The organism is Knoellia sp. S7-12, from assembly GCF_040518285.1.
In the GTDB taxonomy this organism is placed as follows: domain Bacteria; phylum Actinomycetota; class Actinomycetes; order Actinomycetales; family Dermatophilaceae; genus Knoellia.
In genome coordinates, this window is record NZ_CP155449.1 from 197,106 (window position 1) to 220,607 (window position 23,502).

Annotated in this window: 15 protein-coding genes; 9 read left to right on the top strand and 6 right to left on the bottom strand. The window is 69.4% G+C overall.

What is annotated here, in order from left to right; all coding sequences use genetic code 11:
• Positions 1-463: 463 nt before the first annotated feature.
• Positions 464-3,715, bottom strand: coding sequence for an MFS transporter (locus V6K52_RS00970; RefSeq protein WP_353952042.1), 3,252 nt, complete (start codon positions 3,713-3,715; stop codon positions 464-466).
• Positions 3,716-3,937: 222 nt separating this feature from the next.
• Here V6K52_RS00970 and V6K52_RS00975 point away from each other — a divergent pair, with 222 nt between their 5' ends.
• Complete coding sequence (locus V6K52_RS00975; protein WP_353952043.1) at positions 3,938-4,933, top strand: hypothetical protein; 996 nt, start codon at positions 3,938-3,940, stop codon at positions 4,931-4,933.
• Here V6K52_RS00975 and V6K52_RS00980 read toward each other — a convergent pair.
• Entirely contained in the window at positions 4,888-8,823 is a 3,936-nt protein-coding gene (locus tag V6K52_RS00980) for an adenylate/guanylate cyclase domain-containing protein (RefSeq protein ID WP_353952044.1), read from the bottom strand. The two genes, V6K52_RS00975 and V6K52_RS00980, sit on opposite strands and share 46 nt — an antisense overlap.
• Positions 8,824-8,921: 98 nt before the next feature.
• Here V6K52_RS00980 and V6K52_RS00985 point away from each other — a divergent pair, with 98 nt between their 5' ends.
• The 4 genes from V6K52_RS00985 to V6K52_RS01000 all read left to right on the top strand — a co-directional run bounded on the left by V6K52_RS00985 (position 8,922) and on the right by V6K52_RS01000 (position 15,236).
• Positions 8,922-11,897 carry an AAA family ATPase gene (locus V6K52_RS00985; protein WP_353952045.1) on the top strand — a complete coding sequence of 992 codons (2,976 nt, stop codon included), beginning with the start codon at positions 8,922-8,924 and terminating at the stop codon, positions 11,895-11,897.
• Positions 11,898-12,059: 162 nt separating this feature from the next.
• Positions 12,060-13,121 (top strand): tripartite tricarboxylate transporter substrate-binding protein, encoded by a 1,062-nt coding sequence (locus V6K52_RS00990; RefSeq protein ID WP_353952046.1) that lies wholly within the window; start codon positions 12,060-12,062, stop codon positions 13,119-13,121.
• Positions 13,114-13,731: a tripartite tricarboxylate transporter TctB family protein gene (locus tag V6K52_RS00995; protein WP_353952047.1), complete on the top strand. Its 618-nt coding sequence runs from the start codon at positions 13,114-13,116 to the stop codon at positions 13,729-13,731. Before V6K52_RS00990 ends, V6K52_RS00995 begins: the two co-directional genes overlap by 8 nt.
• Positions 13,732-13,733: 2 nt before the next feature.
• A complete protein-coding gene (locus V6K52_RS01000; RefSeq protein WP_353952048.1) occupies positions 13,734-15,236 on the top strand; it encodes a tripartite tricarboxylate transporter permease in 1,503 nt (500 codons plus the stop codon).
• Positions 15,237-15,306: 70 nt separating this feature from the next.
• Here the strand turns inward: V6K52_RS01000 and V6K52_RS01005 are convergent, their stop codons facing one another.
• Positions 15,307-16,020 (bottom strand): response regulator, encoded by a 714-nt coding sequence (locus V6K52_RS01005; RefSeq protein ID WP_353952049.1) that lies wholly within the window; start codon positions 16,018-16,020, stop codon positions 15,307-15,309.
• Positions 16,017-17,621, bottom strand: a complete 1,605-nt coding sequence (locus V6K52_RS01010) for an ATP-binding protein (protein WP_353952050.1) — start codon at positions 17,619-17,621, stop codon at positions 16,017-16,019. Before V6K52_RS01010 ends, V6K52_RS01005 begins: the two co-directional genes overlap by 4 nt.
• Before the next feature lie 275 nt (positions 17,622-17,896).
• On the opposite strand from V6K52_RS01010, the gene V6K52_RS01015 reads away from it, so the two are divergent.
• The 3 genes from V6K52_RS01015 (at position 17,897) to V6K52_RS01025 (ending at position 21,106) form a co-directional block, all read left to right on the top strand.
• A complete protein-coding gene (locus tag V6K52_RS01015; protein ID WP_353953835.1) occupies positions 17,897-18,334 on the top strand; it encodes a VOC family protein in 438 nt (145 codons plus the stop codon).
• A gap of 65 nt (positions 18,335-18,399) precedes the next feature.
• On the top strand, positions 18,400-19,050 hold the full coding sequence (locus V6K52_RS01020) for a VTT domain-containing protein (protein WP_353952051.1): 651 nt from the start codon (positions 18,400-18,402) through the stop codon (positions 19,048-19,050).
• Positions 19,051-19,192: 142 nt separating this feature from the next.
• On the top strand, positions 19,193-21,106 hold the full coding sequence (locus V6K52_RS01025) for a penicillin-binding transpeptidase domain-containing protein (protein ID WP_353952052.1): 1,914 nt from the start codon (positions 19,193-19,195) through the stop codon (positions 21,104-21,106).
• An 84-nt stretch (positions 21,107-21,190) separates the two neighbouring features.
• Here the strand turns inward: V6K52_RS01025 and V6K52_RS01030 are convergent, their stop codons facing one another.
• Both V6K52_RS01030 and V6K52_RS01035 read right to left on the bottom strand, forming a co-directional pair.
• The gene (locus V6K52_RS01030; RefSeq protein WP_353952053.1) at positions 21,191-22,555 is read right to left on the bottom strand and encodes a deoxyribodipyrimidine photo-lyase; all 1,365 of its coding nucleotides are present in this window, start codon (positions 22,553-22,555) and stop codon (positions 21,191-21,193) included.
• 17 nt (positions 22,556-22,572) lie between these two features.
• Positions 22,573-22,956, bottom strand: a complete 384-nt coding sequence (locus tag V6K52_RS01035; RefSeq protein ID WP_353952054.1) for a hypothetical protein — start codon at positions 22,954-22,956, stop codon at positions 22,573-22,575.
• Between the two features lie 86 nt (positions 22,957-23,042).
• Here V6K52_RS01035 and V6K52_RS01040 point away from each other — a divergent pair, with 86 nt between their 5' ends.
• The gene (locus V6K52_RS01040; RefSeq protein ID WP_353952055.1) at positions 23,043-23,495 is read left to right on the top strand and encodes an SRPBCC family protein; all 453 of its coding nucleotides are present in this window, start codon (positions 23,043-23,045) and stop codon (positions 23,493-23,495) included.
• The last annotated feature ends 7 nt before the right edge of the window (positions 23,496-23,502 follow it).

The following is a 23,502-nucleotide window of genomic DNA, read 5'->3' on the forward strand; positions in this document are numbered from 1 at the left end:
GACTCTGCGCCGTTGAGCAGTGTGTCGAGCAGGATTCGCTCGTGGTGGGCCATCGACTCCTCGCCCACGCCCGTGCGGCTGACCCGCCAGTCGTCGCCGTCCTTCTCGAGGCTGACGACCCCGCGCAGGGCGAGGTCGACCAGAGTGGCCGTGAGGTCGCGCCCGTGGACGACGCCGTCGACCACCGCTCCGGACAGTGCGGGCGTCGACTCGTCGGGAGCGTGGAAGCGGGGAGCGAGCGAACCTGCCCACTCCACTCCTCGCTGCACGCGCGCGCTGCCCGTGCCGGACGACCTGCGCGGCACCTCGCCAGGCGTGACATCGGTGAAGACCTCGTCGCGTCGGCGCCGCCGAAACACGAACAGAGTCACTACGGCTGCGATGAGGGGAATGAGCCCACCGAGGAACTCGATCGGCGTCACGGTGGCAGGCACACGCCCACCCTAGGTCGCAGGCGTGCGGCTCAGCGGTCTGATGCGCCGTGGAGCTCGTCGCCCGACTGCTCCAACAGTTCGCGCGCCGCGGCTCTCCCCGACTCGATCATCGTGTCGAGCTGGTGGAACTCGAGCAGTCCGACACCCATCGAGCTCGGGGAGATGACGTAGGCGCCGGCCTGTCGTGCGGGGGCGGTGTCCGAGCTGCCGATCATCATGGTGCGCAGCAGGGTCTCGCCGAGCATCGGGATGCGCACCGGACGAGGCGACCTCGCCATGGGAGTGCCGTCGGGCCCCACGCTCATGGGTCGGTGGGGCCGCGCGCCCATCGTGACGTTGACGACGACGAGAGGGCCCTCGTTGCGTTCGGTCAGGGCGTCCACGGGCGTGTTGTCGAGGACCCCGCCATCGACGAGGAGCTGATCCGACGTGGCGATCGGCGGGAACAGCCCTGGCAACCGCGACGACGCACGCACGGCGTCACGCAGCGAGCCGTTGCGGAACACGACAAGGCCACGGGTGAGCAGATCGACACTGACACAGCGGAACTGGCGTGGGAGGCGTTCGATCTGCAGGTCTCCGAACGTGCGCTCCATGACCTCGTCGGTGCGCTTGCCTCGAACCAGGGCGACTCGCGGCACCGTGTAGTCGCTGAACGGCTTGCCTCGCACCAGCTCGGTATAGACGAGCTCTTCGACCTCCCGTGCCGTCCGACCGGCCGCGTATGCCGCGGCGATGATCGCGCCAAAACTCGCTCCCGCAATGCGGTCGATGTGGATGCCGTCCTCCTCCAGTTCGAGCAGGACGCCGACATGGGACAGCGCTCGGGCACCCCCTCCGGACAGCACGAGCCCGACAGATCGCCCGGCCAGTCGAGCCCCGAGGCGGGCGAGGCCAGCCGGGAGATCGTGGTCCGTCGTCACCGTGATCTGCCACGGGTCGAAGGTCGACCACTGCGAGAGTTCCTCAGCGGACGGAGCGGCGCCGACCAGGACGACGTCGGGCTGGGGTCCTTCGGTCGGCGAGAGCGTGACCCGTTCGCCGGAGCGGGAGACGAGAACGACGACGTCGGCCTGCCGTCGGCACGACGCAGTCCACTCGGGATCCTCGCCGTCCGCCACGAGGAGGACCCTGTCGTGGTCGCGTTCGATGTGGTCGAGCTGCTCCAGCGGGTCTCCCGAGGCGTTCCTCAGCACGGCGACACGGAGGTGTTTGGTGAGTGAGCTGCGCAGGACGCCGGCGACCTCGTGGGTGGGTGCATTCGCTGTCGCAGACAGCACCGCCACGACACCCGGGCGCATCACGTCGGTGGCGGGGGGCCGGGCCACGGCGAGCTGGTGCGCCAGAGCCGTCACGAGCGCGGTGAGGGCGTCGGGATCGTTCCACACGGTGGCGTCGAGCAGGTCACGGTCGACCTCGAGGACCTGGCAGTCGCGGCGGGCCCGCACGGATGCGGAGCGCCGCCCGTTGGTGAGCAGGGCCAGCTCCCCGATGACCGCCCCCGGTCCCAGCTCGCGCACCGACACGTCACCGACGAGCACCTCGGCCCGGCCCGACGTCAGGACGAAGAGGGTCTGCGCCACCTCACCCTCGCGAACGATCCAGGACCCTGCCGGGACGGTCGATGGTCGGGCCGAGCTCTCGATGCGGGCCTGGGTGTCTGCGGGGAGCTGGGAGAACAAGGACTCCTGAGTGACCGGGACGGGAGCCGAGCCCTCGCCATCGCTGGTCTCGACCCAGACGTCGTCAACGTCTGCAGGTGACGAGGCCGCCCCTGCCAGCACGGCTGCGCCGGAGGGCGCCTCCTCCGCAGCCCGGAGGCGGCCGAGGAAGAGCGAAACCACGGCGCACAGGACGAAGCAGATGATGCTGAACGTCCAGCCGTCGCGCATCAGGCCGACTGCGGTGAGAGGGGTCGGTGTGCCGAGGATGATCACGAGGATCGAGATCCCGAGAACCCCACCGACCTGACGGACGCTGGAGATGATCGCCGACGCCGTCGCCGACCGGCCACCGGGAACGGCTTCGAGGGCAAGGCTGCCGAGCAGCGGCAGGGTGGCTCCGACCCCGATCCCGCTCAACACCTGGCCGGGCAGCCACTGGCTGAGGAAGGCGGGCTCGGTGCCGACGGCTCGGACGTACCAGACGAAGGCTGCGACCCACACGAGTGAGCCGGCGACGATGACGCCCCGATAGCCGCGTCGGGCAGCAACGGGCCCCAGAGCGCCAGCGACGACGGCAGCGACGAGCGCCCCTGGCACCAGCGCCAGCCCGGCGTGGAACACCGAGTAGTTCCAGACGTATTGCAGCCACAGGATGTTGGTGAGCAGATAGGCAAAGAAGCCAGCGCCTGCGAGCAGTGTGACGATGTTGGACACGAGGAAGGGCCGGCTCCTCAGGAGCTCGACGTCGATCAGCGGCGAGGGATGGTGGCGCGAGCTGATGCCGAATCCCACGGAGAGCGCGACGCACCCGAGGCCGATTGCCCAAAGAGTGAGGCTCCCCAGGCCCCACTCATTGGCCTTGATCAGGGCGGTCGTGCCCAGTCCGAGTGCTCCAGCGAGCAGGGCCGCCCCCAGCAGATCCGGCATCGTCCGCCGACCCGGGGCTCGGCTCTCGACGAGCACCCGCCTCGACAGCACGATGGCAATCACCCCGAGCGGGATGTTGATGATGAAGGCCCACCGCCAGCCACCGCTCTCCACGAGGGCACCACCGATGGGCGGCCCGAGCCCGGCAGCGACAGCGGCGGCAGCGCCCCACAGCCCGATGGCGTGAGCCCGGTGCTCACCGGGGAACGCCTCGATGACCAGCGCGAGCGACGCGGGGATGAGCATCGCCGCCCCGAGTGCCTGGAAGAGGCGGGCGATGACGAGCACGTCGATCGAGGTGGCTGCCGCGCACCAGGCCGACGCGAGGGTGAAGAGGGCGATCCCGGCGATGTAGAGACGACGTCGCCCCAACAGGTCCGACAGCCGACCGCACACGATCATGAACGCCGCCAGCACGATGTTGTAGGCGTTGAGCACCCAGGAGATCGTCCCGATGGAGGTCCCGGGGAACGACTCCCGGATGCTGGGGAAGGCGACGTTGACGATCGTGGCGTCGAGGAACGCGAGTAGTGCACCGAGCGACGCGACGAGCAGCACGGTCCGACCCGTGACCCGACCCTTGCGCGGGGCAGCCAGCGCCACCGTCGTTGCCCTCCCTGGCGGCGTGACGGTGGCGCCGCTGCCCGTGCCCGTGCCCATATCCGAGCCGGCGTCGAGTGTCGAGGTCATGCCCTCGATCGTGTGGGCCCGTGTCCGGGAGGTCATCGGTGAACTCACGGAAGTTTGGACGAGGAGGCGAGCACCCGGCATACGCCATCGCCTTTGTGCTGGACTCGAGCGAAAGTTCAGTGAGGACACGGATGCTCGCGCGACCGCGCGCGGCGACAGTGGAGGGGCCGCGGCCACGTGCGCACGCCTGGTCGACCTTCTCAACCGATGCCAGGAGTCGCCATGTCCGATCCGCGCCATCCGAACCGGCCCGACCGACCGCGTTCGCGGGTCGTGCTCGCCCTCGCAGCCACGTTCGGGCTCGTCCTGTCCCTTGCCCAGGGGGTGGCCGGGCCAGCGTCCGCCACCTCTCTCCCGACCCCGACGAGTCTCACGGTGCGTGCCTACACCGACCCGGCCGTCATCGCGGAACACCTCGCCGGGGCCCCGGCCGAAGCCATCCCAGCGGTGCTCGCGGCCACGGACGACACCTTCCTCATCGCCGTGACCCTCAAGGCCAGCACCGCCGACGCGGCCTACAAGCAGGACCAGGTCGTGAACTTCACGGCGACCGGCCCGGGCTCGCTCACTCTCACGCGGGGGACGATTCCTCGCGGCACGACGACCTCGGTGTTCACCGTGGCCTACTCCGCTGTCGCGACCGGGATCCGCATCAGCGCAAGTGTGGGCAAGGGTGCCCAGGCGATCGGCAACACGAGCAACGCCTTCGACATCAACCGGTTCCTTACCTTCGTGCCGGGGACGGCCGCGTCGCTGCGTGATGGCACTGCGGGTGCCGATGGTGCGGGTTGCGCGGTCGTCGATCAGGCCAACCCGCTGTGCGGAATTGTCATCCTGCCCAACGGAGCGTCCGGAGACGTGGCGCTGACGCTGGGTGCTTGCCCGACGGGGGAGGCCTGCGGACGCGGCAGCTTCGTCACCCAGATGATCGCCGACCTCACCGCAGGTGGCGCGAACCTCTATGACCGTCGCAACCCCGCGCGCATGGAGCTGATCTGCGACAAGACGTTGTGCGGCAAGGCCGGCGTCCCCTCCTTCACCGCCCTGTGGTCCGAGACCGCTTTCGGTTCCCTCGAGCCGGTTTCGGCCTGCGCCTCCAAGGGCGTGATCGACGCTGGACTCGACTACTGCACCGACTACCGGTCGAGCCGACGCGACGGCGCCGGCGACCTTCACCTCATTGTGCTGTTCGTCCGCGATGTGCGAGGCGGCATCTGAGCCGCCGGGCTGACACCGACCAACCGCACGACACCGAGTCGTTCGAGAGTGGCGTGCGCGCCGTTGCGAAGCCGCTCCTGCTCGGCGGTCGACCCCGGATCGGTGTGCCCCAGGGCTTCGGCGCGGGCCAGCCCGAGCAGCGCCTTGTCGTAGCCGTCGCCGATCGCCTCCACCAGCTCAAGCCCACGCTGCACCTGCTCGGTCGCGTCGTCCGCGCGTCCCAGGGCAAGCAGGGCGAAGGCATGGACCCGATGCAGCCGCGGAAGGACGTCGGGCACTTTGCCGGCGATCGCCTGCCGCTGCGCTGTCGCGGCCAGGTGCACACCGTCGTCGATGCGACCCGTCGCGACCAGGGCCTCCACCCGGGCGGCGTCGAGCAGGGCTGTCTCGATGGGCAGATGGAGGCCAACGAGCTTCGCGCGCGCCTCCGCGAACAACCCCCAGGCACGGTCCGTGTCACCGAGGGCCGCGTGCGCTCGTGCACCCTCTCGCAGGGCGAGTGCCACGAGCTCCTCATCGTCGACGCCACGGGCGAGCCGCAGCGCGCGACGCAACGGCGGGAGGGCCTCGTCGAAGCGACCCCTCGAGACGAGGACGTCGCCGAGGTTGTAGGTCACGTTGCCCTCGTTGGCCTCATCGCCCAGCCGCTGGAACATCGACGCAGCCCGTTCGAACATCTCCGCAGCCTCGGTCCAGCGGCCGGCGCGGAAGTCGTCGATGGCCAGGTTGTTGACGCACAGCGCCTGCCCGCCGAGGTCGCCGAGCTCCTCGTATGCCGCGAGCGCGAGTCGCCCATAGGGCTTGTCCTCGCCGTGCGCCGAGGCTCCGTAGGCCAGGTGCAGCGCGTTGTAGGCGTGGGCGAGCACCCCCGTGTCAGCGCTCGATTCGGCCCAACGCGCACCCTGGGTCATCCAGCGGAGCGCCTCGTCAGGCCGGCCCTGGAGGTGACGGCAGAACCCATAGCGGGTGGCCAGCTCAGCGCGCACTCCATCGGCTTCGGCCCCCGGAAGGTCGCCGATGACGTGCAGTGCCCGAGTCAATGTCCGCAGCGACTGCGGGTGCTTGCCGAGCCGGAGACTGATCCGAGCCTCGCGATACATCAGCCGCGCCCGCCCGACCGGGTCGTGCGGCAGGAGTCGACGGGCGGCACGGAACGCCGCGATTGCGGCGGTGGACTGGCCGGACATGTCTCGCGTCTCACCCAGACGGATGTATGCCGCCGAGCGGGCTTCCTGCCCCAATTCGGGCAGGTGAGTGGCGGCGTCCAGGGCCCGCCCGAAGTAGTCGGCCGCTTCGCTGTAGGCGTAGGCCGCCGCAGCCTGTTCGCCTGCGACGAGGGAGTGGGTCCATGTCTGTTCGTGCATCCCGGCGGAGTGGAAGTGGCCGCTGAGCGAGGCCGGACTCGCTGCGGGGTCACCGTCCCGCTCGAGCAGCAGGGCCACTTGCGCGTGCATCGATCGGCGCAGCCGGAAGGGGAGCCCGTCGTAGGCGACGTCGCGCATCAGGGAGTGTCGGAACTGGACCGTTCCGTCGCCTTGGGTCTCGACGAACTCCGCCAGAGCGCCATCGAAGAGGGCTTCGACGTCGCCATCGAATCGGCCGTCGATGGAGCCGTCGGCCCCATCCGCATCGGGGACGAGTGCCGCGAGGAGACCCGGTTCGAAGCGCACCCCGAGGACAGCGGCATACCGGAGCAGGGACCGCGAACGAGGGTCGAGGCGGTCGAGCTCGCGAAGGTAGACGCCCTCGATCGAGGACGGCAGGTTGCCGGCGTCGCCGTCGAGTTGAGCGGCCCCGGCCAGCGATGTGAGGAACAGCGGGTTGCCAGCCGCCCGGCCGGCCATGGCTTCGATGGCTCGCACCCCGAGCGCCGCATCGCCTGCAGTTGCTTCGATCAAGTCTGTGGCGGCTTCGTCGGACAGGGGACCCAGGGAGATCGGGACGAGCCCGGGCAGAGTCGGGTCGGGGACGAACGTTGTGCTGGCGTCACGTCGGGTGACGATGACGCACCAGGGCCTGAGGGGGCTGGAGGTGAGCAGGCGCTGCAGGAGTGAGGCGGAGGCCTCGTCGATGAGGTGGACGTCCTCGAAGACGAACAACGTCGGCGTGGGGAGTATGGCGTCGAGCAACTCGAGCGCGATCTCCTCGAGCCGGTGTCGGCGGAACCTCTCGTCGAGGTCGCGGGTCTGCGGGGTCGGGGGCATCTCGATGGCGAGCAGGGGAGCGAGCACCGGCAGCCACGGCACGATGTGGGGAGCGCTGTCCTGCACCCGCAGTGCCAGTCGAGACTGCACACTGGCCGCGTCGTCCTCCGGCCTGATGCCCAAGAGGTCCCGCATCAGTGTGCGGAAGGGGAAGTAGGAGGCGTTGGAGTCGAAGTTGCTGCTCGTGGTGGCCAGCACGACGAGGTCCTCCGGCAGGGGTGCGAGTTCGGCGACGAGACGTGACTTGCCGATCCCGGGTGGCCCTGACACGTCGACGACCGACCCGCTCCGTTGCCTCGCGCGGTCAACGGTCGCGCGCAGCCGCCCCAGTTCCTCGCTGCGGCCCGTGAACGGCGACTCGGCGCGTGCGGCAGATCGTCCCTCGACGAGCCCCAGGACGCGCAGGGTGTGGACCGGGAACGCCTTGCCCTTGACGGCAAACGGCTCCACCCGCTCGGTGCGCACGAAGGTGCGTGACCGCGAGACGACGTCCTCGCTCGCCAGGACCTCGCCCGGCGCGGCCTTCGCCATGATTCGCGCGGCGAGGTTCACGGCATCGCCCTTGACCGAGTAGGTGCGGCGGAATCCTGGGCCGAAGTCCCCCGCAAACACGGACCCGCGGTTGACGCCGACGCGCAGCGAGAGCACGCCGGCGCGGTCGACGATGTCGCGCACGGTGCGCAGCAGTCGTTCACTGTCCTCACCGGTGCTGCGAGGTGCACCAGCCGTGAGCAGGATCTTGCCGCCGTCGTGAGCCACATCCGACTCGAAGAAGACGACACCGTGGGCGAGGCACGCCTGCTGGACCGAGCCCACCATCTGGTCAAGAGCGGTCGTCGCGGCGAGGGCACCGTGTTGGCGCAGCAGTGCGTCGATGCCCGAGAACCCGATGAAGGCCACCGCCACCGGGCGGTGCTCGGACTCGCCGTGTGCGTCCTCGAGGTGTGCGCGGATCATCGGCGGAATCGCCCCTGACACGTCCGCCGGCAGCGGGCCGTCAGCAGCCTCCGCCTGGTTCCGAAGCGGCGGGCTCGAGCGCAGCAGTCGCGCACCTGGTGATGGGGCTCCGAGAATCGTGGCGCCGCAGCAGGATTGGGGCAACATGGCCACCGTTGCAGCGCTGAGGCCGATCTGTCCGGCGTCGGACAGCCGTTCCATCTCGACGAGTTCGCTCGCCGCCGGCCCGGCGATGAGCAGCTCCCGATGACTCGCAGCATCTCCCACGAGGAACATGTCGAACGCCCCCGAGTGAACGCCGATCGACATCCGCAGGTTCACCTGCACGGGCAGAGCGCGACGCCGGACGAGGTCACGCAGGGCGGCGCGCATCCGGTGGGCCGCCCGCGCCGCCCTCGCGGCGTTGTCGTCACCCTGGAACAGCAGGATGACCGCGTCGCCTCCCCACTTGAGCAAGTCGGCCCCGTCGGAGTGAGCCACCTCCAGCAACGCCCCGAACGTGCTGTCGAGGGTGTCGCTCATCTGCTCTGCCCCCAGCGTGCCGAACCGGGCGAGCCGCTCCGTGAGGGCGGTGAACCCGGAGATGTCAGCGAAGAGCAACGTGGCGTGCACCGACCGGTGGCGGCGGTCCGGCTCCGAGTCCAACCAATCGGCGACGAGACGAGGGACATATGGCCCGAGGTGGGGGGCCAGTGCACCTGACGAATCACCCTCGCGAGCCCCTCGCACGGCGGTACCTTGAGAAGTCAAGGGCATCGGTCGCGGCATCAGCTGTTCCTGCAGCATCTTCTCGCATCAGTGCTCGCCAGAACGGGCGAAGGGTTCCGATGGCTCTCGCTGCACAGGGCCGCCAGTTCGAGCGCCCCTTCGTCGGGCGCGAGGCGGAGCTTCGGGTCCTCACCCATGCCCTTGCGCTCGACGGCCACTCGCACGGGAGCTTTGTCCTCATCAGGGGTGAACCCGGCATCGGCAAGTCCGCTCTCATCGCGTCGGCACTGAGCCGGGTCGACGCCGCCTCGGGCCCGGTCCTTCGCGCCACCGCCGACGCGATGGACCAGCGACGCCCCTATGGCCTGCTTCTCAACGCCCTGGCGTCCGGGGATGCGGAGAGTCGTCAGCGCGTGGCCGCCCTCGCCGAGAGACAGCGTGAGATCGCTGCGGTGGACTTCGCGCGCACGGAGGTCACTGTCGGGGAACACGTCCTCGACCTCATCGACGTCATGGCGGCCCGCGGTCCCTTCACCATGGTTCTGGAGGACCTCCAGTGGGCCGATGCCGGCTCGTTGGCCGTGCTCACCCGGCTCAGCCGTTCGCTGCACCAGCAGCCCATCGTCATCGTCTGCTCCAAGCGCCCGCTGCCCCGATCTTCGGGCCTCGACGACCTCATCGCGGACGTCGAGGCCCGCCATCTCCTCACCACCATCGAGCTCGGTCCCCTCCCGTCGCAGGCCTGCGCCGCGCTGACCGAGGCCGTCACCCGGGCCCGGGTGGACGACGACCTGCTGCGTCAACTGGATGCGGCCGGTGGCAATCCGCTCTTCCTCATCGAGCTGCTCGGGGTCATCCAGCGCGACGGTTCCCTCACCGTGGCTTCGGACGGCAGAGCTCGTCTCAGCTCGATGCCGGTCCGGGCGCCGTCGTTGGCGCTCATGATCATGAACCACCTCGGGTCCCTGTCCGCCCCGGCGCGTGATCTGCTCGTGCTTGCCTCGGTGCTGGGGGCCCGCTTCCCCATCGCAGACCTCCGCCTGATCGCCAGACACCCGGTGACCGAGCTCCTTCCGGCCCTGACCGAGGTCATGGCCGCCGGCGTTCTCGGCGAGGACGGCGCGAGCACGCTGACCTTCCGGCACGCCCTCATCCAAGAGGTGCTCATCGCCGATGTCCCGCCGACGATTCGCGGGGAGCTGCACCACGAGATTGCCACGCGTCTCGATGCGGCCGGCGCGCCGCCCGTCGCCGTGGCCGAGCACCTGCTGCGCGCACCGGCATCCGCCGAGCTCGTGCCCTGGACGCTGGAGCTGGCGGAGCGGGTGCGCACCATCTCTCCGGAGACTGCGGTCGAGCTGTGGAGCCATGTCATCGAGGCCTCCCGCCCGATGGAGGACGCCCACATACGCGCCGCGTCCGGCATGGCGCGAGCCATCATGGTCGGGGGCCGGACGGCCGAGGCCGCTGAGATCGCCCGCGCGGCCCTTGACGGCGGCGCCCCGGCAGACCTCGAGGGAGCACTCCGCTCGACCCTGTCCCACGCGCTCCTGCTCAGCGGTGACTACATCGGCGCGCAGGCAGAGGCCGACCGGGCGGCGCAGAGTCCCCGGCTGTCCCCGGCCGAGCGGGCCGAGCACCTGGCCTTCTCCGGCTGGCCCCGGCTGCTGCTCGGCGAGACAGGCGAAGCGCTCGCCTGCGCGCGAGAGGCCGAAGCTGCCGCCGTGGCGTCGGGGAACGACTCGGCCCGCATCCTCGCGATGGTGCTGCGGGGACACATCGCGGCGTGCCGTGGCGACCTGGCTGAGGCGTTCGAGGCGCTGAACGAGGCCGTCGACATCTCCGACGCGGAGCACACCGTCGCAGCGATCGAGCCGTTCCCGCACCAGATCGCGGCCACCCTGTTCGCCGACATCGATCGTGTTCCCGAGAGCCTGGCCCTGTTCGAGCGGGGGCGCCGGCTCGCGGAGCGGTTGGGCTATCTGCCCGGCGTGTTCTCGGCGTTCTATCTCTGTTCGCGGGCGAGGGCACTGAGTGGCCACCTCAGCGATGTCGAGGCGGATCTCGAGGCGAGGGACTCGCTTCGAGGCAGGCTCGATGTCCACATGGAGGCCACGACCCTGGGCACTCGCGCGTGGGTCGCGCTCCACCGCGACGGACCCGATGCTGCCGAGCCGTGGATCCGGCGGCTCGGTGACATCGAGGCGACGACGGGCCTGGCTCGTGGCATCGCCTGGGTCCACGGCACCGCCAGCGCCCAGGCCCGCGCGATGGGTGACAGCCGAAGGGCCTTCCGGATCCTGTGGAGCGGGTGGGAGCGCTGCCTCTCGCGCGAGGTGCTCCTGGACTGTGTCCAGATGGCCGTCCAACTGGCGGCACTGGCGGTGGAGCTCGGTGAGCTCGAGTGCGCTGAGCAGGTCGAGCAGGTCGTCACTGAGGTCGCCGAGCGCAACCCGGACGTCGTGCACCTCGCGGCGACCGCGCTCCTCGTCCAAGGGCTCGCCCGAGGCGACAGCGACCTTCTCCAAGAGGGAGCCGAGCTCATGGCCGCGACCCCGCGACGGATGCAGCATGCACAGGGGGCCGAGCTCGCTGCGTCGGCGCTGGCCAGGGACGGCCGACTCGAGGAGGCCACCGTCCTCGCTCAGGCAGCCCTGCGTTCCTACCGGGACATCGGTGCCGACCACGACGTGGATCACGCTCGTGCCCGTCTCGGGTCCATCGGGATTCGACTCAAGGGCGCTCGGATGGTGGCTCGGCCGGTGTCCGGTTGGGGAGCCCTCACCAAGACCGAGGAGACCGTCGCCCGGCAGGTGGCCACGGGACTGTCCAATCCCGAGGTGGCCGAAGTCCTCTTCGTCTCCCGGCGCACCGTCGAGAGTCATGTCTCACACGTCCTCGCCAAGCTCGGCCTGCGCTCCCGCACCGAGCTCGTCCTCCTGGTCGCCCGGCGGGCCAACGAACTCGACGAGCGCGGCCATGAGGTCGAGCCAGCCCCGAAAGGGCGTCGCCACAGCCCCTCCCGGCACGGCGACGCTGCCGGCCGGAGGGCTGGTCTCGTCGAGCGTGATCTGGATGAGCACGCCTCACCGTGACACCGCAGCACCTCAGCTGTCGTCCGTGGGCTCACTGATCTTTGTCGTGCATGACGCTGCACCGTGCCCCGTGAACTCAAGGTGCACAAGATCGACGGGGTTCTCGGTGCCGAGGAGGGTGTGACCTGCATCTCACCCCTCGGTCGTCAAAGGAGCCTCCCGATGGATTTCCCCAACCCGTTCCACCCCGCCCCGAAGCGACGGGGCCGAAGCCGCCTCGTCCTCCAGACCACCACCGCCTCCCTGGCCGCCCTCGCCCTGGCGGCGTGTGGCAGCAGCTCGGGTGGTGACGAAGACGCGGCCGGCGGAGCAGACTCCGGCTACCCCGACCAGGAGATCACCATCGTGGTCCCCTTCGCCGCGGGTGGTCCCACCGACACGGTCACTCGCCTCATCGGAGACCCGATGAGCAAGTCGCTCGGCCAGCAGATCATCGTCAAGAACGTCGCCGGCGCCGGAGGCACCCTCGGCGCGAACCAGGTCTCGAAGGCCAAGGGCGACGGCTACACCGTCCTCATGCACCACATCGGCATGTCGACCGCGCCCGCGCTCTACCCGAAGCTGTCCTACGACCCCCAGAAGGACTTCAAGCCGATCGGCCTCGTCACCAACGTGCCCATGACGATCATCGCCAAGAAGGACTTCCCGGCGAAGACGCTCGAGGAACTCGTGACTTACGTCAAGGCCAACAGCAAGAAGGTGACGCTCGCGAACGCGGGCACCGGAGCCGCGTCGCAGCTCTGCGGGCTGCTCATCGAGCAGGCGCTGGGCGTCGACCTCACCGAGGTGCCGTACGACGGCACCGGTCCCGCGCTGACCGACCTCGTCGGTGGTCAGGTCGACTTCATGTGCGACCAGACGACGAACACGGCGGGACAGATCAAGGCCGGAAAGGTGCAGGCGTATGCCGTCACGACACCTGAGCGTGTCGAGGCCTTCAAGGACTTGCCGACGACAAAGGAAGCCGGACTCCCCGAGGTGGAGGTCGGTGTCTGGCATGGGCTCTACGTCCCCAAGGACACCCCGGACGACGTCGTCAAGAAGCTCACCGATGCTCTCGCCACCGCGCTGAAGGACCAGAACGTCGTCACCAAGATGGCCGACCTCGGGACCGCACCCGAGGCCGCCGACCAGGCGACGCCCGAGGCCCACGCGACGAAGCTCAAGGAGCAGCTCGACCTCTGGGGCCCGGTCATCAAGGATGCGGGCATCAAGAGTGAGTGACGAACTGCGTCCCTGGCTGCAGGACCTGTTCTGCGGCGCCGCGTTCCTCGCACTCGGGCTCGCCTTCGCCATCGGCGGATCGGGCTACGAGATCGGGTCCGCCAGACAGATGGGGCCGGGCTACCTGCCCCTCGTCCTTGGCGGAGCGCTCGCGGTCCTCGGTCTCGTCACCGTCGGTCAAGGGGTCCTCGCCCGACGTCACCGGTCAGCTCCGGTGGCGTCGGCGGGGGCGACCTTCTCCGGCACCGAAACCGGCACCGACACCGGCGCGGCAACCGGCACCGACACCAGCAACGGCACCGACGCCGACACCGGCAATGGCACCGGGGTCGACGCTGAGACCGAGGAGGTCGAGCCGGCCCGCACCATCCCGTGGGCGCGAGGTGCGCTCGTGGTCGGGGCGATCCTGTTCTTCGGACTCACCATCGACGGACTGGGCGTCATCCCGACGGTCTTCGCCACCTCGCTGCTCGCGGCTCTCGCGGGGCAGCACACGAAGCCCCTTCGTGTCGTCCTCACGGCGGCGGGGATCACGGTGGTCACCTGGCTGATCTTCGTCGTCGCGCTACAGCTGCGGCTGCCGCTCTTCGGTGACTGGGTGGGTGGCTGACCATGGACCTCTCCGGACTCCTGCTCGGCCTCGAAACCGCCCTGCAGCCGACGAACATCCTCGTCTGCCTCATCGGCGTCACGCTGGGCACTGCGGTCGGCGTGCTGCCGGGCATCGGCCCGACGGCAACCGTTGCGCTGCTCCTGCCGGTCACCTTCACCTTCGACCCGATCGCGGCGCTCATCATGCTCGCCGGGATCTACTACGGCGCTCAGTACGGCGGCTCGACGACGGCGATCCTGTTGAACCTGCCAGGTGAGTCGTCGTCGGCGGTCACCGCCATCGACGGCTACCAGATGGCGCGAAAGGGGCGGGCAGGAGCGGCCCTGGCCACGGCCGCCCTGGGCTCGTTCTTTGCCGGCACGGTCGCCACGATCGTCGTCGCGCTCTTCGCGCCTCCGATGGCCACGGCGGCGTTGAAGTTCGGCCCGGCCGAGTACTTCGCCCTCGTCGTGCTCGGACTCATCGCCTCGATCGCCCTCGCGAGTGGGTCCACCGTCAAGGCGCTCGCGATGATCATCCTCGGGCTCCTGCTCGGCACCATCGGGCAGGACCTCACGACCGGCGTCCCGCGGTTCACGTTCGGCATCCCCGAGCTCGACGGGGGCCTGAACTTCGTGTCACTGGCCGTCGGCGTCTTCGGCATCGCCGAGATCCTGCGCAACCTCGAGAGCCGCGGCACCGCCAAAATCATCACCCGCAAGGTCAAGGGGCTCTGGCTCAGCCGCAAGGAGTTCCGCGAGATCCGCAACCCCGTGCTGCGTGGCACGGCCATGGGATCGCTGCTCGGGGTGCTCCCCGGTGGCGGTCACATCCTCGCGAGCTTCACCGCATACAGCCTCGAGAAGCGGATCTCCAAGCGACCCCAGGACTTCGGGAAGGGAGCCATCGAGGGAGTCGCCGCTCCGGAGTCGGCCAACAACGCGGCCGCGCAGACGGCGTTCATCCCGCTGCTCACGCTCGGGCTGCCGGCCCACCCGGTCATGGCCCTGCTCGTGGGCGCGTTCATCATGCAGGGCATCGTCCCCGGGCCGAACGTCATCTCGGATGAGCCGGCGCTCTTCTGGGGTCTCATCGCCTCGTTCTGGGTCGGCAACCTGCTCCTCGTGATGCTCAACCTGCCTCTCATCGGGTTGTGGGTGCGGATGCTGTCGGTGCCCTACGAGGTGCTGTTCCCGGCGATCATCGCGTTCGCGACGCTCGGCTGCTACTCGCTCGAGCTCAACGCGTGGGACGTCTTCATCATCGCCGGGGCAGGTGTCATCGGCTACGCCCTGCTTCGGTGGGGCTGCGAACCGGCACCGCTGCTCCTGGGGTTCGTGCTCGGCCCCCTGCTCGAAGAGAATCTGCGGCGGGCGCTGATCATCAGCCGCGGTGATGCCTCCGTGTTCTTCACGCGACCGATCTCGGGCGCCCTGCTCGCGGTGGCCGCCATCGCGCTGCTGGTCGCGGTCGTGCCGATGGTGCGCAAGAAGCGGCAGGAGGTCTTCGTCGACGAGGACTGAGGCACAAACCCACCACTGATTGCCCGTTCGGCCAGTTCGTCGCTGCCCTCCTCACTGGCCATGCGGGCAATCAGTGGGTCGTGGGGGTGCCGGTGTCCTGGGTCCTCTTCCACGTGTACTGGACCTCGGGCCGCCCGCCACCTCCGTAGCGCAGCGAACGGACGGCGACGCCGACATCGGCGAGGTACTCGAGGTAGCGGCGGGCCGTCACCCGGGAGCTGTCGAGCAGGTCGCCGAGCTCCCGTGCCGACAGTCCGTCGGTCACCTCGCGCAGGTGCCCGGCGACGACCTGCAACCGGTCGCGCGTGAGCCCCTTGGGGAGCGCGGGCGGTTCGACGGAGGACCGCAGTGAACCCAGCATCCGGTCGACCTCGTCCTGGAGCACCTCGGCAGGTGCGCTGACGAGCTCTCGGCGATACGCGGCATACTGCGTCAGCTTTGCCCGGAACATCGGGAACGTGAACGGCTTGAGCAGATAGAGCACGACCCCGTGGGCGACTGCCCGCCGCACCATGTCGACGTCGCGCGCCGACGTCACAGCGATGACGTCGCACAGGTTCCCCGCCGCCCGCAACCGTTGCAGGAGAACGAGACCGTGCCCGTCCGGCAGGAACATGTCCAGGAGGATGAGGTCGACCGGCCCCTGCTCACGGAGCAGGCGCGCCGCCTCGCCCGCAGTGTGGGCCACGCCGACGACCTCGAAGTCCTCGAGGCGTCGGACGTACTCCGCGTGCGCCTGCGCCGCGAGCGGCTCGTCCTCGACGACGAGCACCCGGACCGTCATTGCGGCGCCCCGACGGGACGCCGCAGGATGACCTCGACTTCGGCGCCGCCCAGTGGTGACCGGCCGATCGTCACCGAGCCGTCGAGCCGGCGGGCGATCTGGCTCACGAGAGCGAGCCCGACTCCGCGTCCGGTGCCGGCGTCGGCCTTGGTCGTCCAGCCCCGCTCCACCACTCGGCGCGCCTCCTCGTCGCTCAGTCCAGGACCGCTGTCCCCAACGGTGATTCGCAGGCAGGCGGGAGTGCCCTCGAGATGGACCGTGACCTGACGGTCGGTGCGGACAGCGACGGCGTCGAGCGCGTTGTCGACGAGGTTGCCGACAACGGTGACGAGCTCACGGGAGGAGACGAGGTCGTGCTCGGCGGGCAGCTCGCCCGTCACGACGAGCTGTGTGCCGCGCTCGGCGGCTTCCGCGGACTTGCCCAGGAGCAGGGCGGACACGACCGGGTCACCGGTGGCACCCATGACCCGGTCGGTGAGCATCTGGGCCACCTGCAGCTCGCCGGTGACGAACTGGACGGCGTCCTCGGGCCGTCCCATCTCGATGAGGGACACGACGGTGTGCAGGCGGTTGGCGGCCTCGTGGGTCTGCGCCCGCAGTGATTCGGTCAGCCCCCGGACGACGTCGAGTTCACCCGTGAGGTGCTGCAGCTCCGTGTGGTCGCGCAGGGTCACGACGGCGCCGACGTCGCGGCCCTCCCACAGGGCGGGGGAGGAGCTCGCGACGAGGACGTGTGACCCGGTCACATAGACCTCGTCCTGACCAGCAACCCCTCTGCTGGCTGCCTCGACGAGGGCGGGCGGCAGGCCCAGGTCGCCGAGCGAACGGCCGATGACGTCGGCCGGCAGGTTGAGGAGTCGCCGCGCCTCGTCGTTGACGAGCTGCACCTTGTCGTCGTGGTCGATGAGGAGGAGTCCTTCGCGAACGGCATGGAGGACCGCGCGGTAGTACTCGTACATCCGGGTGATCTCGCGCTCGCCCATCCCATGCGTCTGCCGGAGCAGTCGCCGGCTGATGAGCAGGGCGCCAGTGACGCCGACGAGCAGGACGGCGAGCGCGGCGAGGCCGATGTCCCCGACCTCGTCGAGCAGGAGGTCCTGCAGCTTGTCCAGGGTGATGCCGACAGCGACGAGGGCGACGACCTCTGTGCCACCGGTGGAGCCGAACACCGGGACGATCGAGCGGACCGACGGCCCGAGCGTCCCGACGTATTCCTCGGTGAAGACTCGACCCTGAGGGGCGTTGCCGAGGTTGCCGATGAAGGCCTTGCCGAGCTGCGTCGGGTTGGGGTGGGAGAACCGCGTCCGGTCGAGCGCCATGACCACGACGAAGTCGACATCGGTGTCGACGCGCACCAGTTCGGCAAACGGCTGAAGATCCCCTGACGGCTCCGAACTGGCCAGCGCCTCGGTGACCACGGGCGCGCGTGCGACCGCCGTGGCGACCGCGACTGCCTTGTCGCGGGCGCTGCGTCGGATGTCCTGCCGGGCGTCGAAGGTCGCGAGCGCGAGTGCGGTCACGACGAGGACGGCCACGACGATCACCTGGAGGACGAGGACCTGACGAGCCACTGACCGTTCGTGGCTCAACCGGGGGAGCACATTGGGCATCGTAGGCTCAGTCGAGGCCAGAACCGGCACGGACGCTCCACCTGGTCACGGCGCGATCCCGATGCCGCCCTTTCGTTCCCAAGGCGGCGTACTGGTCAGCATGGTCAGCCTCCCTGCTCGTCGATGGGTCGATGAGTGGGGCATGTCTACCTCCAGGTCGCGCGGCTCGCCGTTGAGCCGCTCGTTCGACCCTAGAAAGGGGAGGCCGGCGAGCCTAGGTTGTGTTCGTAGTGGACATGAGGAGCACGCAGCGGAGAGGAACGACGATGGGCGAGCACCCGGCATACGTGCACACGGTTCTGGACTGTGAGCGACCCCGCGAACTCGCCGAGTTCTATCGGCAGTTCCTCGGCCTCATCTATCGACCGGGCGACGAACCACCCCTCGACGGCAGCGCAGCCGACGACCCCGCCGACTGGCTCGTCCTCACCCGAACCGACGGCACGCGGCAGCTCGCGTTCCAACAGGTCGCGCGCCTGGAACGCACCACCTGGCCCGAACACGTTGTGCCCCAGCAACTGCACATCGACTACCTCGTCGACAGTGTCGAGGAACTCGAACGACACAAGGACACGGCCCTGCGACTCGGCGCCGAGATCCGACTCGACCGCACCGACGACGAGGAGGAGCCGCTCTATGTCCTCGTCGACCCGGCCGGACACCCCTTCTGTCTGCTCGTCGGCAGCGACGAAGCAACGAGTTGACGAGCGTTGGGTGAATGCTGCCGGTCGGTGGACGCCGTCCGGCGTGAGTCGGCGAGACTGGACTCATGGTCGAGGCGATCAACACCTTCATCGAGCTGCATGCGGGTTCGGCGTGGCTGATCCCTGCCCTGTTCGTCTTCTTCGCCGTTGACGGTGTGCTGCCGCCCCTTCCGAGTGAAGGCGTGCTCATCGGGCTGGCCGCGGTCGGTGCATCGACGGGGACGCCGCACTGGCTCGCGCTCTTCGGCGCGGCTGCAGCGGGTGCGTGGGTCGGTGACAACCTCGGCTACCTCCTGGGCCGGCATGTGTCCCTCGACCGGCTGCTCGAGCGCAGCGCACGCGGGCGACAGGCGCTCAGGTGGGCGCGAGGACACTTTGAGCGACGTGGCGGCGTCATCATCATCGTTGGGCGATGGGTGCCAATCGGACGAGCAGCCGTCAACCTCACGGCCGGCGCGACCGGCTACTCACAGCGGCGTTTTGCCGGCTTCACCGTCCTTTCGGGAGTCACGTGGGCGGCGTGGTCCGTCGGGGTCGGGACCCTTGCCGGCCACTGGGTGCAGGACAACGCGCTGCTGGCTGCCTTCGTCGGCATCGTGGTGGCCGTGACCGTCGCCGTCATCATCGAGCGCGTCACGCGCCTGCTGCCCCGGGCGTCTCCTGCCGTGGCGGGCGAGAACGCGCAAGCGGCAGAGCCACATGTGAAGATCCGGTGAGGATCAACCGCCACGGCCTTGCCGGGCGGGCACGTCGGCGCGGCCGATGAAAGAGTGGCGGGTAGTCATGGCCGGGCAGTCCGCCCGAGCCGTCGGATCGTGAGGGGTTATGCAGGTGCGTTCGCGTGGGTGGGGATTCAAGGTGGGGATCGCAGTCGTCGTGGCAGCGCTCGTCGGGGGAGCCGCGTGGGGCGGCCTGACGTGGCTGGCGCGCGACAAGGATGCGGCGAGGGTGGCAGTCGATCGAGTCGCGACCGGCCTCGCAGCAGCGAAGTTCGAGCCGGGCGCAGTCGTCGCCGACGGAGCGGCGCCTGACCTGGCTGCCCTCGTCAAGGGCATGGGCAAGGCCACGCACAGCGTCGAGGTCGCGTCGGTGACCGAACCCGCAGATGGCGCAGCCGAGGCAACGTTGCGTCATTCATGGACCCTGCCGGGGTCGAAGGAGCCGTGGAACTACGAGACGCCGCTCAAGGTCAGCAAGACCGACGGCACCTGGGCAGGCGTGTGGAACCCCGAGATGCTCGCGCCGGGTCTCGTCGAGGGGGAGACCCTGAGCGTCAAGCGCCAGCAGCCCGTGCGCGCCGGGATCCTTGGAGCAGGCGACCAGCCGATCGTCGAGGCTCGCAACGTCTTCCGCATCGGCATCGACAAGACCAAGGCGACCGCAGCAGAGGCGCTCGCGACAGCGCCCACGCTCGCGGATGCGCTGGGGATCAATGCTGCCAACTACGTGACCGCCGTCAAGAATGCGGGACCCAAGGCCTTCGTCGAGGCGATCACGGTGCGCGCAAACAGCCCTCAGGAGGCGGCAGCGCGACAGCTCGATGCGCCCGGTGTCTTCTTCATTGCCGACACGCGCCCGCTCGCGCCGACCGCGACCTTCGCTCGACCCCTCCTCGGGATCGTCGGTGACGCGACCGCCGAGATCGTCGAGAAGTCACAGGGCAAGGTTGTTGCCGGCGACACGGTCGGCATCGGCGGCCTCCAGTCCGCGCTCAACGACCAACTCGCCGGCGAGCCGAGCTACGCCGTCCTCGCGACGGGTGGCGCGGAGGATCGCACGCTCTTCAACACCGAGTCCAAGCCGGGTTCGCCCGTGACGCTAACCCTCGACATCGCGAAGCAGCAGGCGGCCGAGGCCGTCCTGGCCAAGGTGACCCCGGCGTCGGCCATCGTCGCGATCCAGCCGTCGACGGGCAATGTCCTCGCTGCCGCGAGCGGCCCGGGTGGCAAGGGTGCCTCGACCGCGACGCAGGGCCGCTATGCGCCGGGCTCGACGTTCAAGACGGTGTCGACGCTCGCCCTGCTGCGCTCGGGACTGTCGCCGGCGAGCAAGGTCGAGTGCACTCCGACGATCACCGTGGACGGGCGCTCGTTCAAGAACGTCGACGGCTACCCGACGTCGGCCCTGGGGTCGGTGCCGTTCGGCACGGCGTTCGCGAACTCGTGCAACACCGCCTTCATCCGGGCCGGCGAGAAGCTTGCTCCGGCTGACCTGCCCAGTGCCGCAGCGGGTCTGGGACTCACGGCCGGGTCCACCCTGGGGCTCCCGGCCTTCCTCGGTTCGGTGCCGGCGCCCCAGCCGGGCACCGACGAGGCTGCCTCGATGATCGGTCAGTCCAAGGTCGAGGCCTCCCCGCTCGGCATGGCGACCGTCGCCGCCTCGATCTCCGCCGGCAAGTCCGTGACACCCACCCTTGTCGTCGGCGCCAAGGGTGAGAACTCAGCCTCGACGGCGAGCCCGTCGGCATCGGCTCCCTCGCCAAGCCCGACGCCCGTCAAGCCGGTCACGGCCGCCGAAGGAGCTCAGCTCAAGACGCTCATGCGTGGGGTCGTCGAGCAGGGCAGTGGCAAGTTCCTCCTCGACGTCCCGGGCGAGCCGGTCCTCGCCAAGACGGGCACCGCCGAGTTCGGTGACGTCAACGCGCTCAAGCAGCACGTGTGGATGATCGCGATCCAGGGCGACCTCGCCGTCGCGGTCTTCGTCAACGAGGGCGAGGGTGGCTCGACCACCGCTGGCCCGCTGCTCGAGGAATTCCTGCGCGCCGTCGCCTGATCGTCCGCACCAGCTGCCGCACGACCTACTGCACCGTAAGTGGGGTGATCACCCCACTTACGGTGCAGTAGGTCGTGCCTCCAATCAGCCGGTGACCTCACCGAGGCGTCGCAGGGCCTCGCGGCGCTCCTCGGCGTGGTCGACGATCCGCGTCGGATAGTCGTGGGCATACCCCTCTGGGTGCTCCCACGGCTGGTGGGCCGCCTTGCCGCTGAGGTGCGCGAGTTCGGGAACCCACTGCCGCACGTAGTCGCCGTCAGGGTCGAACTTCTCGCCCTGGGTCACCGGGTTGAAGACGCGGAAGTAGGGCGATGCGTCGGTGCCCGTCCCTGCGACCCACTGCCAACCGTGGTTGTTCGACGCGATGTCGCCGTCGATGAGGTGGTCGAGGAAGTGCTTCGCCCCGATCGGCCACCACACGTGCAGGTCCTTGGTGAGGAAGCTCGCCGTGATCATCCGGACCCGGTTGTGCATCCACCCCTGCGCGAGCAGCTGGCGCATCCCGGCGTCGACGATCGGATAGCCCGTCGTGCCCGTCCGCCACGCCTCGATGGCATCGTCCGGTTCGTCATAGGCCATCCCGGACAGTGGATCGCGCAGGTCGCTCCACGCGCTGGAGGGGTTGTGCCACAACACATCCGCATAGAACTCGCGCCACGCGATCTCGGTGACATAGGTCTGCGCCCCCTGGCCCCGCTGGTCCGCCAGGTCTGCGAGCAGGGTGCGCGGATGGACAACACCGAGCTTGAGATAGGGAGACAGGCGTGACGTGCCGTCCGTGCCCGGCAGGTCCCGATCGGTCGCGTATGCCGTGAGTGCGGTGTCGCAGAATTCTCGCCACCGCGCGTGAGCGGCCTTCTCCCCGGCTTGTGGGAGCTCGGGCAGGTCGGGAGCGGCGAGAGCCTGGCGGATGGCCTGAGTCGCCTTGTCGTCGTCGCCGACGTGCCGGAGCGGCAACTCACGCGGCCTCGGTGCCGGGTCGGGCCAGCCGTGCCCGCGCCACGCCTTCGCGAAGGGGGTGAAGACCTTGTAGGGCCCACCACTCAGGTTGTGCACGAGACCCGGCCCCACGGCATACGGGGTGCCGGTCTCGACCCACTCGACCCCGGCGGCCGCAAGGACTGCCGCGACGGCCTCGTCACGGCGGTGACCAAAAGGCGTCGTCTCACGGGTGACGTGGACCGAGGTGGCGCCCACGCGGGTGGCGAGCTCGAGGACGACCTGCCGGGGATCGCCCCAGAGCAGGGTCAGGCCGTCGTCGAACTCATCGCGGGTGGCCTTGAGAGTCGCTGCGAGCCAGGCGCGACGCACCGGTCCGGCGTTCGCCCACAGCTTGGGGTCGATGACGTAGGCGACGATGAGTTCGCCGTCCGCCGCGTCACGAGCAGCAAGCAGGGCGGGGTGGTCGGCCCGACGCAGGTCGCGGCGCAGCCACAGGATCGAGGTCATTCCCCGATCGTGTCACCTCAGCCTCTGAGGACCGCCTCTAGGACGTCGGCCTCGCGTCGAAGGTCTTCGGCCCGGTCCGGATGACCGGCCCCCTCGATCTCGACTGCTGCCTCGCGGCGCTCGTCCACCTCGCCGCGCATCAGCGCCCGCACGTCGTCGAGGCTGAGTTCGCGTCGCGCGGCCTCGGTCGCACCCACCCCGATGACGGCGCCAGCGATCGGGGATTCATCCCGGGTGGTCGTTGGTTCGGCGGGGACGGCCTCGGCGTTGTCGATGGCGCTGAGTGCCGAACGCAGGGCCGAGACAGCGAGCTTGTCTCGGCCACGCATGGCTTCTTTGAGGGAGGTGCGCATCGACGCGCGGACCTCGTCGACCGTCGGGAGAGGAGTCGCGTCTGTCATCTGGCCATTGTTGTCCGGCGAGTTCTCCCATGTCGCGTGAGTTCGTTGCGGAGGACGGGCAGGCGTGCTCATGATTCGATGAAGTCATGGACAATGAAATTCGAGTCGTCAGCGCCAGCCGGGACATCGCCGCTCCCGCCGAGACCGTCTTCGAGTTGATCGCTGACCCGCGACGGCAGCCCGAGTGGGACGGCAACGACAACCTCGTCGAGATCATCACGGGCGATCGCATTCGCAGCGTCGGCGAGAGCTTCGCGATGCGCACGACGAAGGGCAATCACCGCGACAACCTCGTCGTCGACTTCGAGGAGGGGCGCCGTATCGCGTGGCGTCCCGGCAACGAGGGCGAGGCGCCAGCGGGACATGAGTGGCGGTGGGAGGTCGTGCCGCTCGAGCACGGCAGTGCACGGGTCACGCACACCTATGACTGGACCGAGCTCACCGACGAAGCCCGTATGCCGCGTGCTCGGGCCACGCAGGAACCGCAGTTGCGAGCGTCTCTGGACCGCTTGGCGGCTCTTGCGGAATCCCTCGCCTGAGGAAGCC

Excerpts from the sequence above, each read along its gene's own strand:
- V6K52_RS01000 (WP_353952048.1), top strand. The coding sequence starts at position 13,734 with ATGGACCTCTCCGGACTCCTGCTCGGCCTCGAAACCGCCCTGCAGCCG.
- V6K52_RS01020 (WP_353952051.1), top strand. The coding sequence starts at position 18,400 with ATGGTCGAGGCGATCAACACCTTCATCGAGCTGCATGCGGGTTCGGCG.
- V6K52_RS00985 (WP_353952045.1), top strand. The coding sequence starts at position 8,922 with ATGGCTCTCGCTGCACAGGGCCGCCAGTTCGAGCGCCCCTTCGTCGGG.
- V6K52_RS01005 (WP_353952049.1), bottom strand. The coding sequence starts at position 16,020 with ATGACGGTCCGGGTGCTCGTCGTCGAGGACGAGCCGCTCGCGGCGCAG.
- V6K52_RS00975 (WP_353952043.1), top strand. The coding sequence starts at position 3,938 with ATGTCCGATCCGCGCCATCCGAACCGGCCCGACCGACCGCGTTCGCGG.
- V6K52_RS00990 (WP_353952046.1), top strand. The coding sequence starts at position 12,060 with ATGGATTTCCCCAACCCGTTCCACCCCGCCCCGAAGCGACGGGGCCGA.
- V6K52_RS01040 (WP_353952055.1), top strand. The coding sequence starts at position 23,043 with ATGGACAATGAAATTCGAGTCGTCAGCGCCAGCCGGGACATCGCCGCT.
- V6K52_RS01015 (WP_353953835.1), top strand. The coding sequence starts at position 17,897 with ATGGGCGAGCACCCGGCATACGTGCACACGGTTCTGGACTGTGAGCGA.
- V6K52_RS00970 (WP_353952042.1), bottom strand. The coding sequence starts at position 3,715 with ATGACCTCGACACTCGACGCCGGCTCGGATATGGGCACGGGCACGGGC.
- V6K52_RS01030 (WP_353952053.1), bottom strand. The coding sequence starts at position 22,555 with ATGACCTCGATCCTGTGGCTGCGCCGCGACCTGCGTCGGGCCGACCAC.
- V6K52_RS01035 (WP_353952054.1), bottom strand. The coding sequence starts at position 22,956 with ATGACAGACGCGACTCCTCTCCCGACGGTCGACGAGGTCCGCGCGTCG.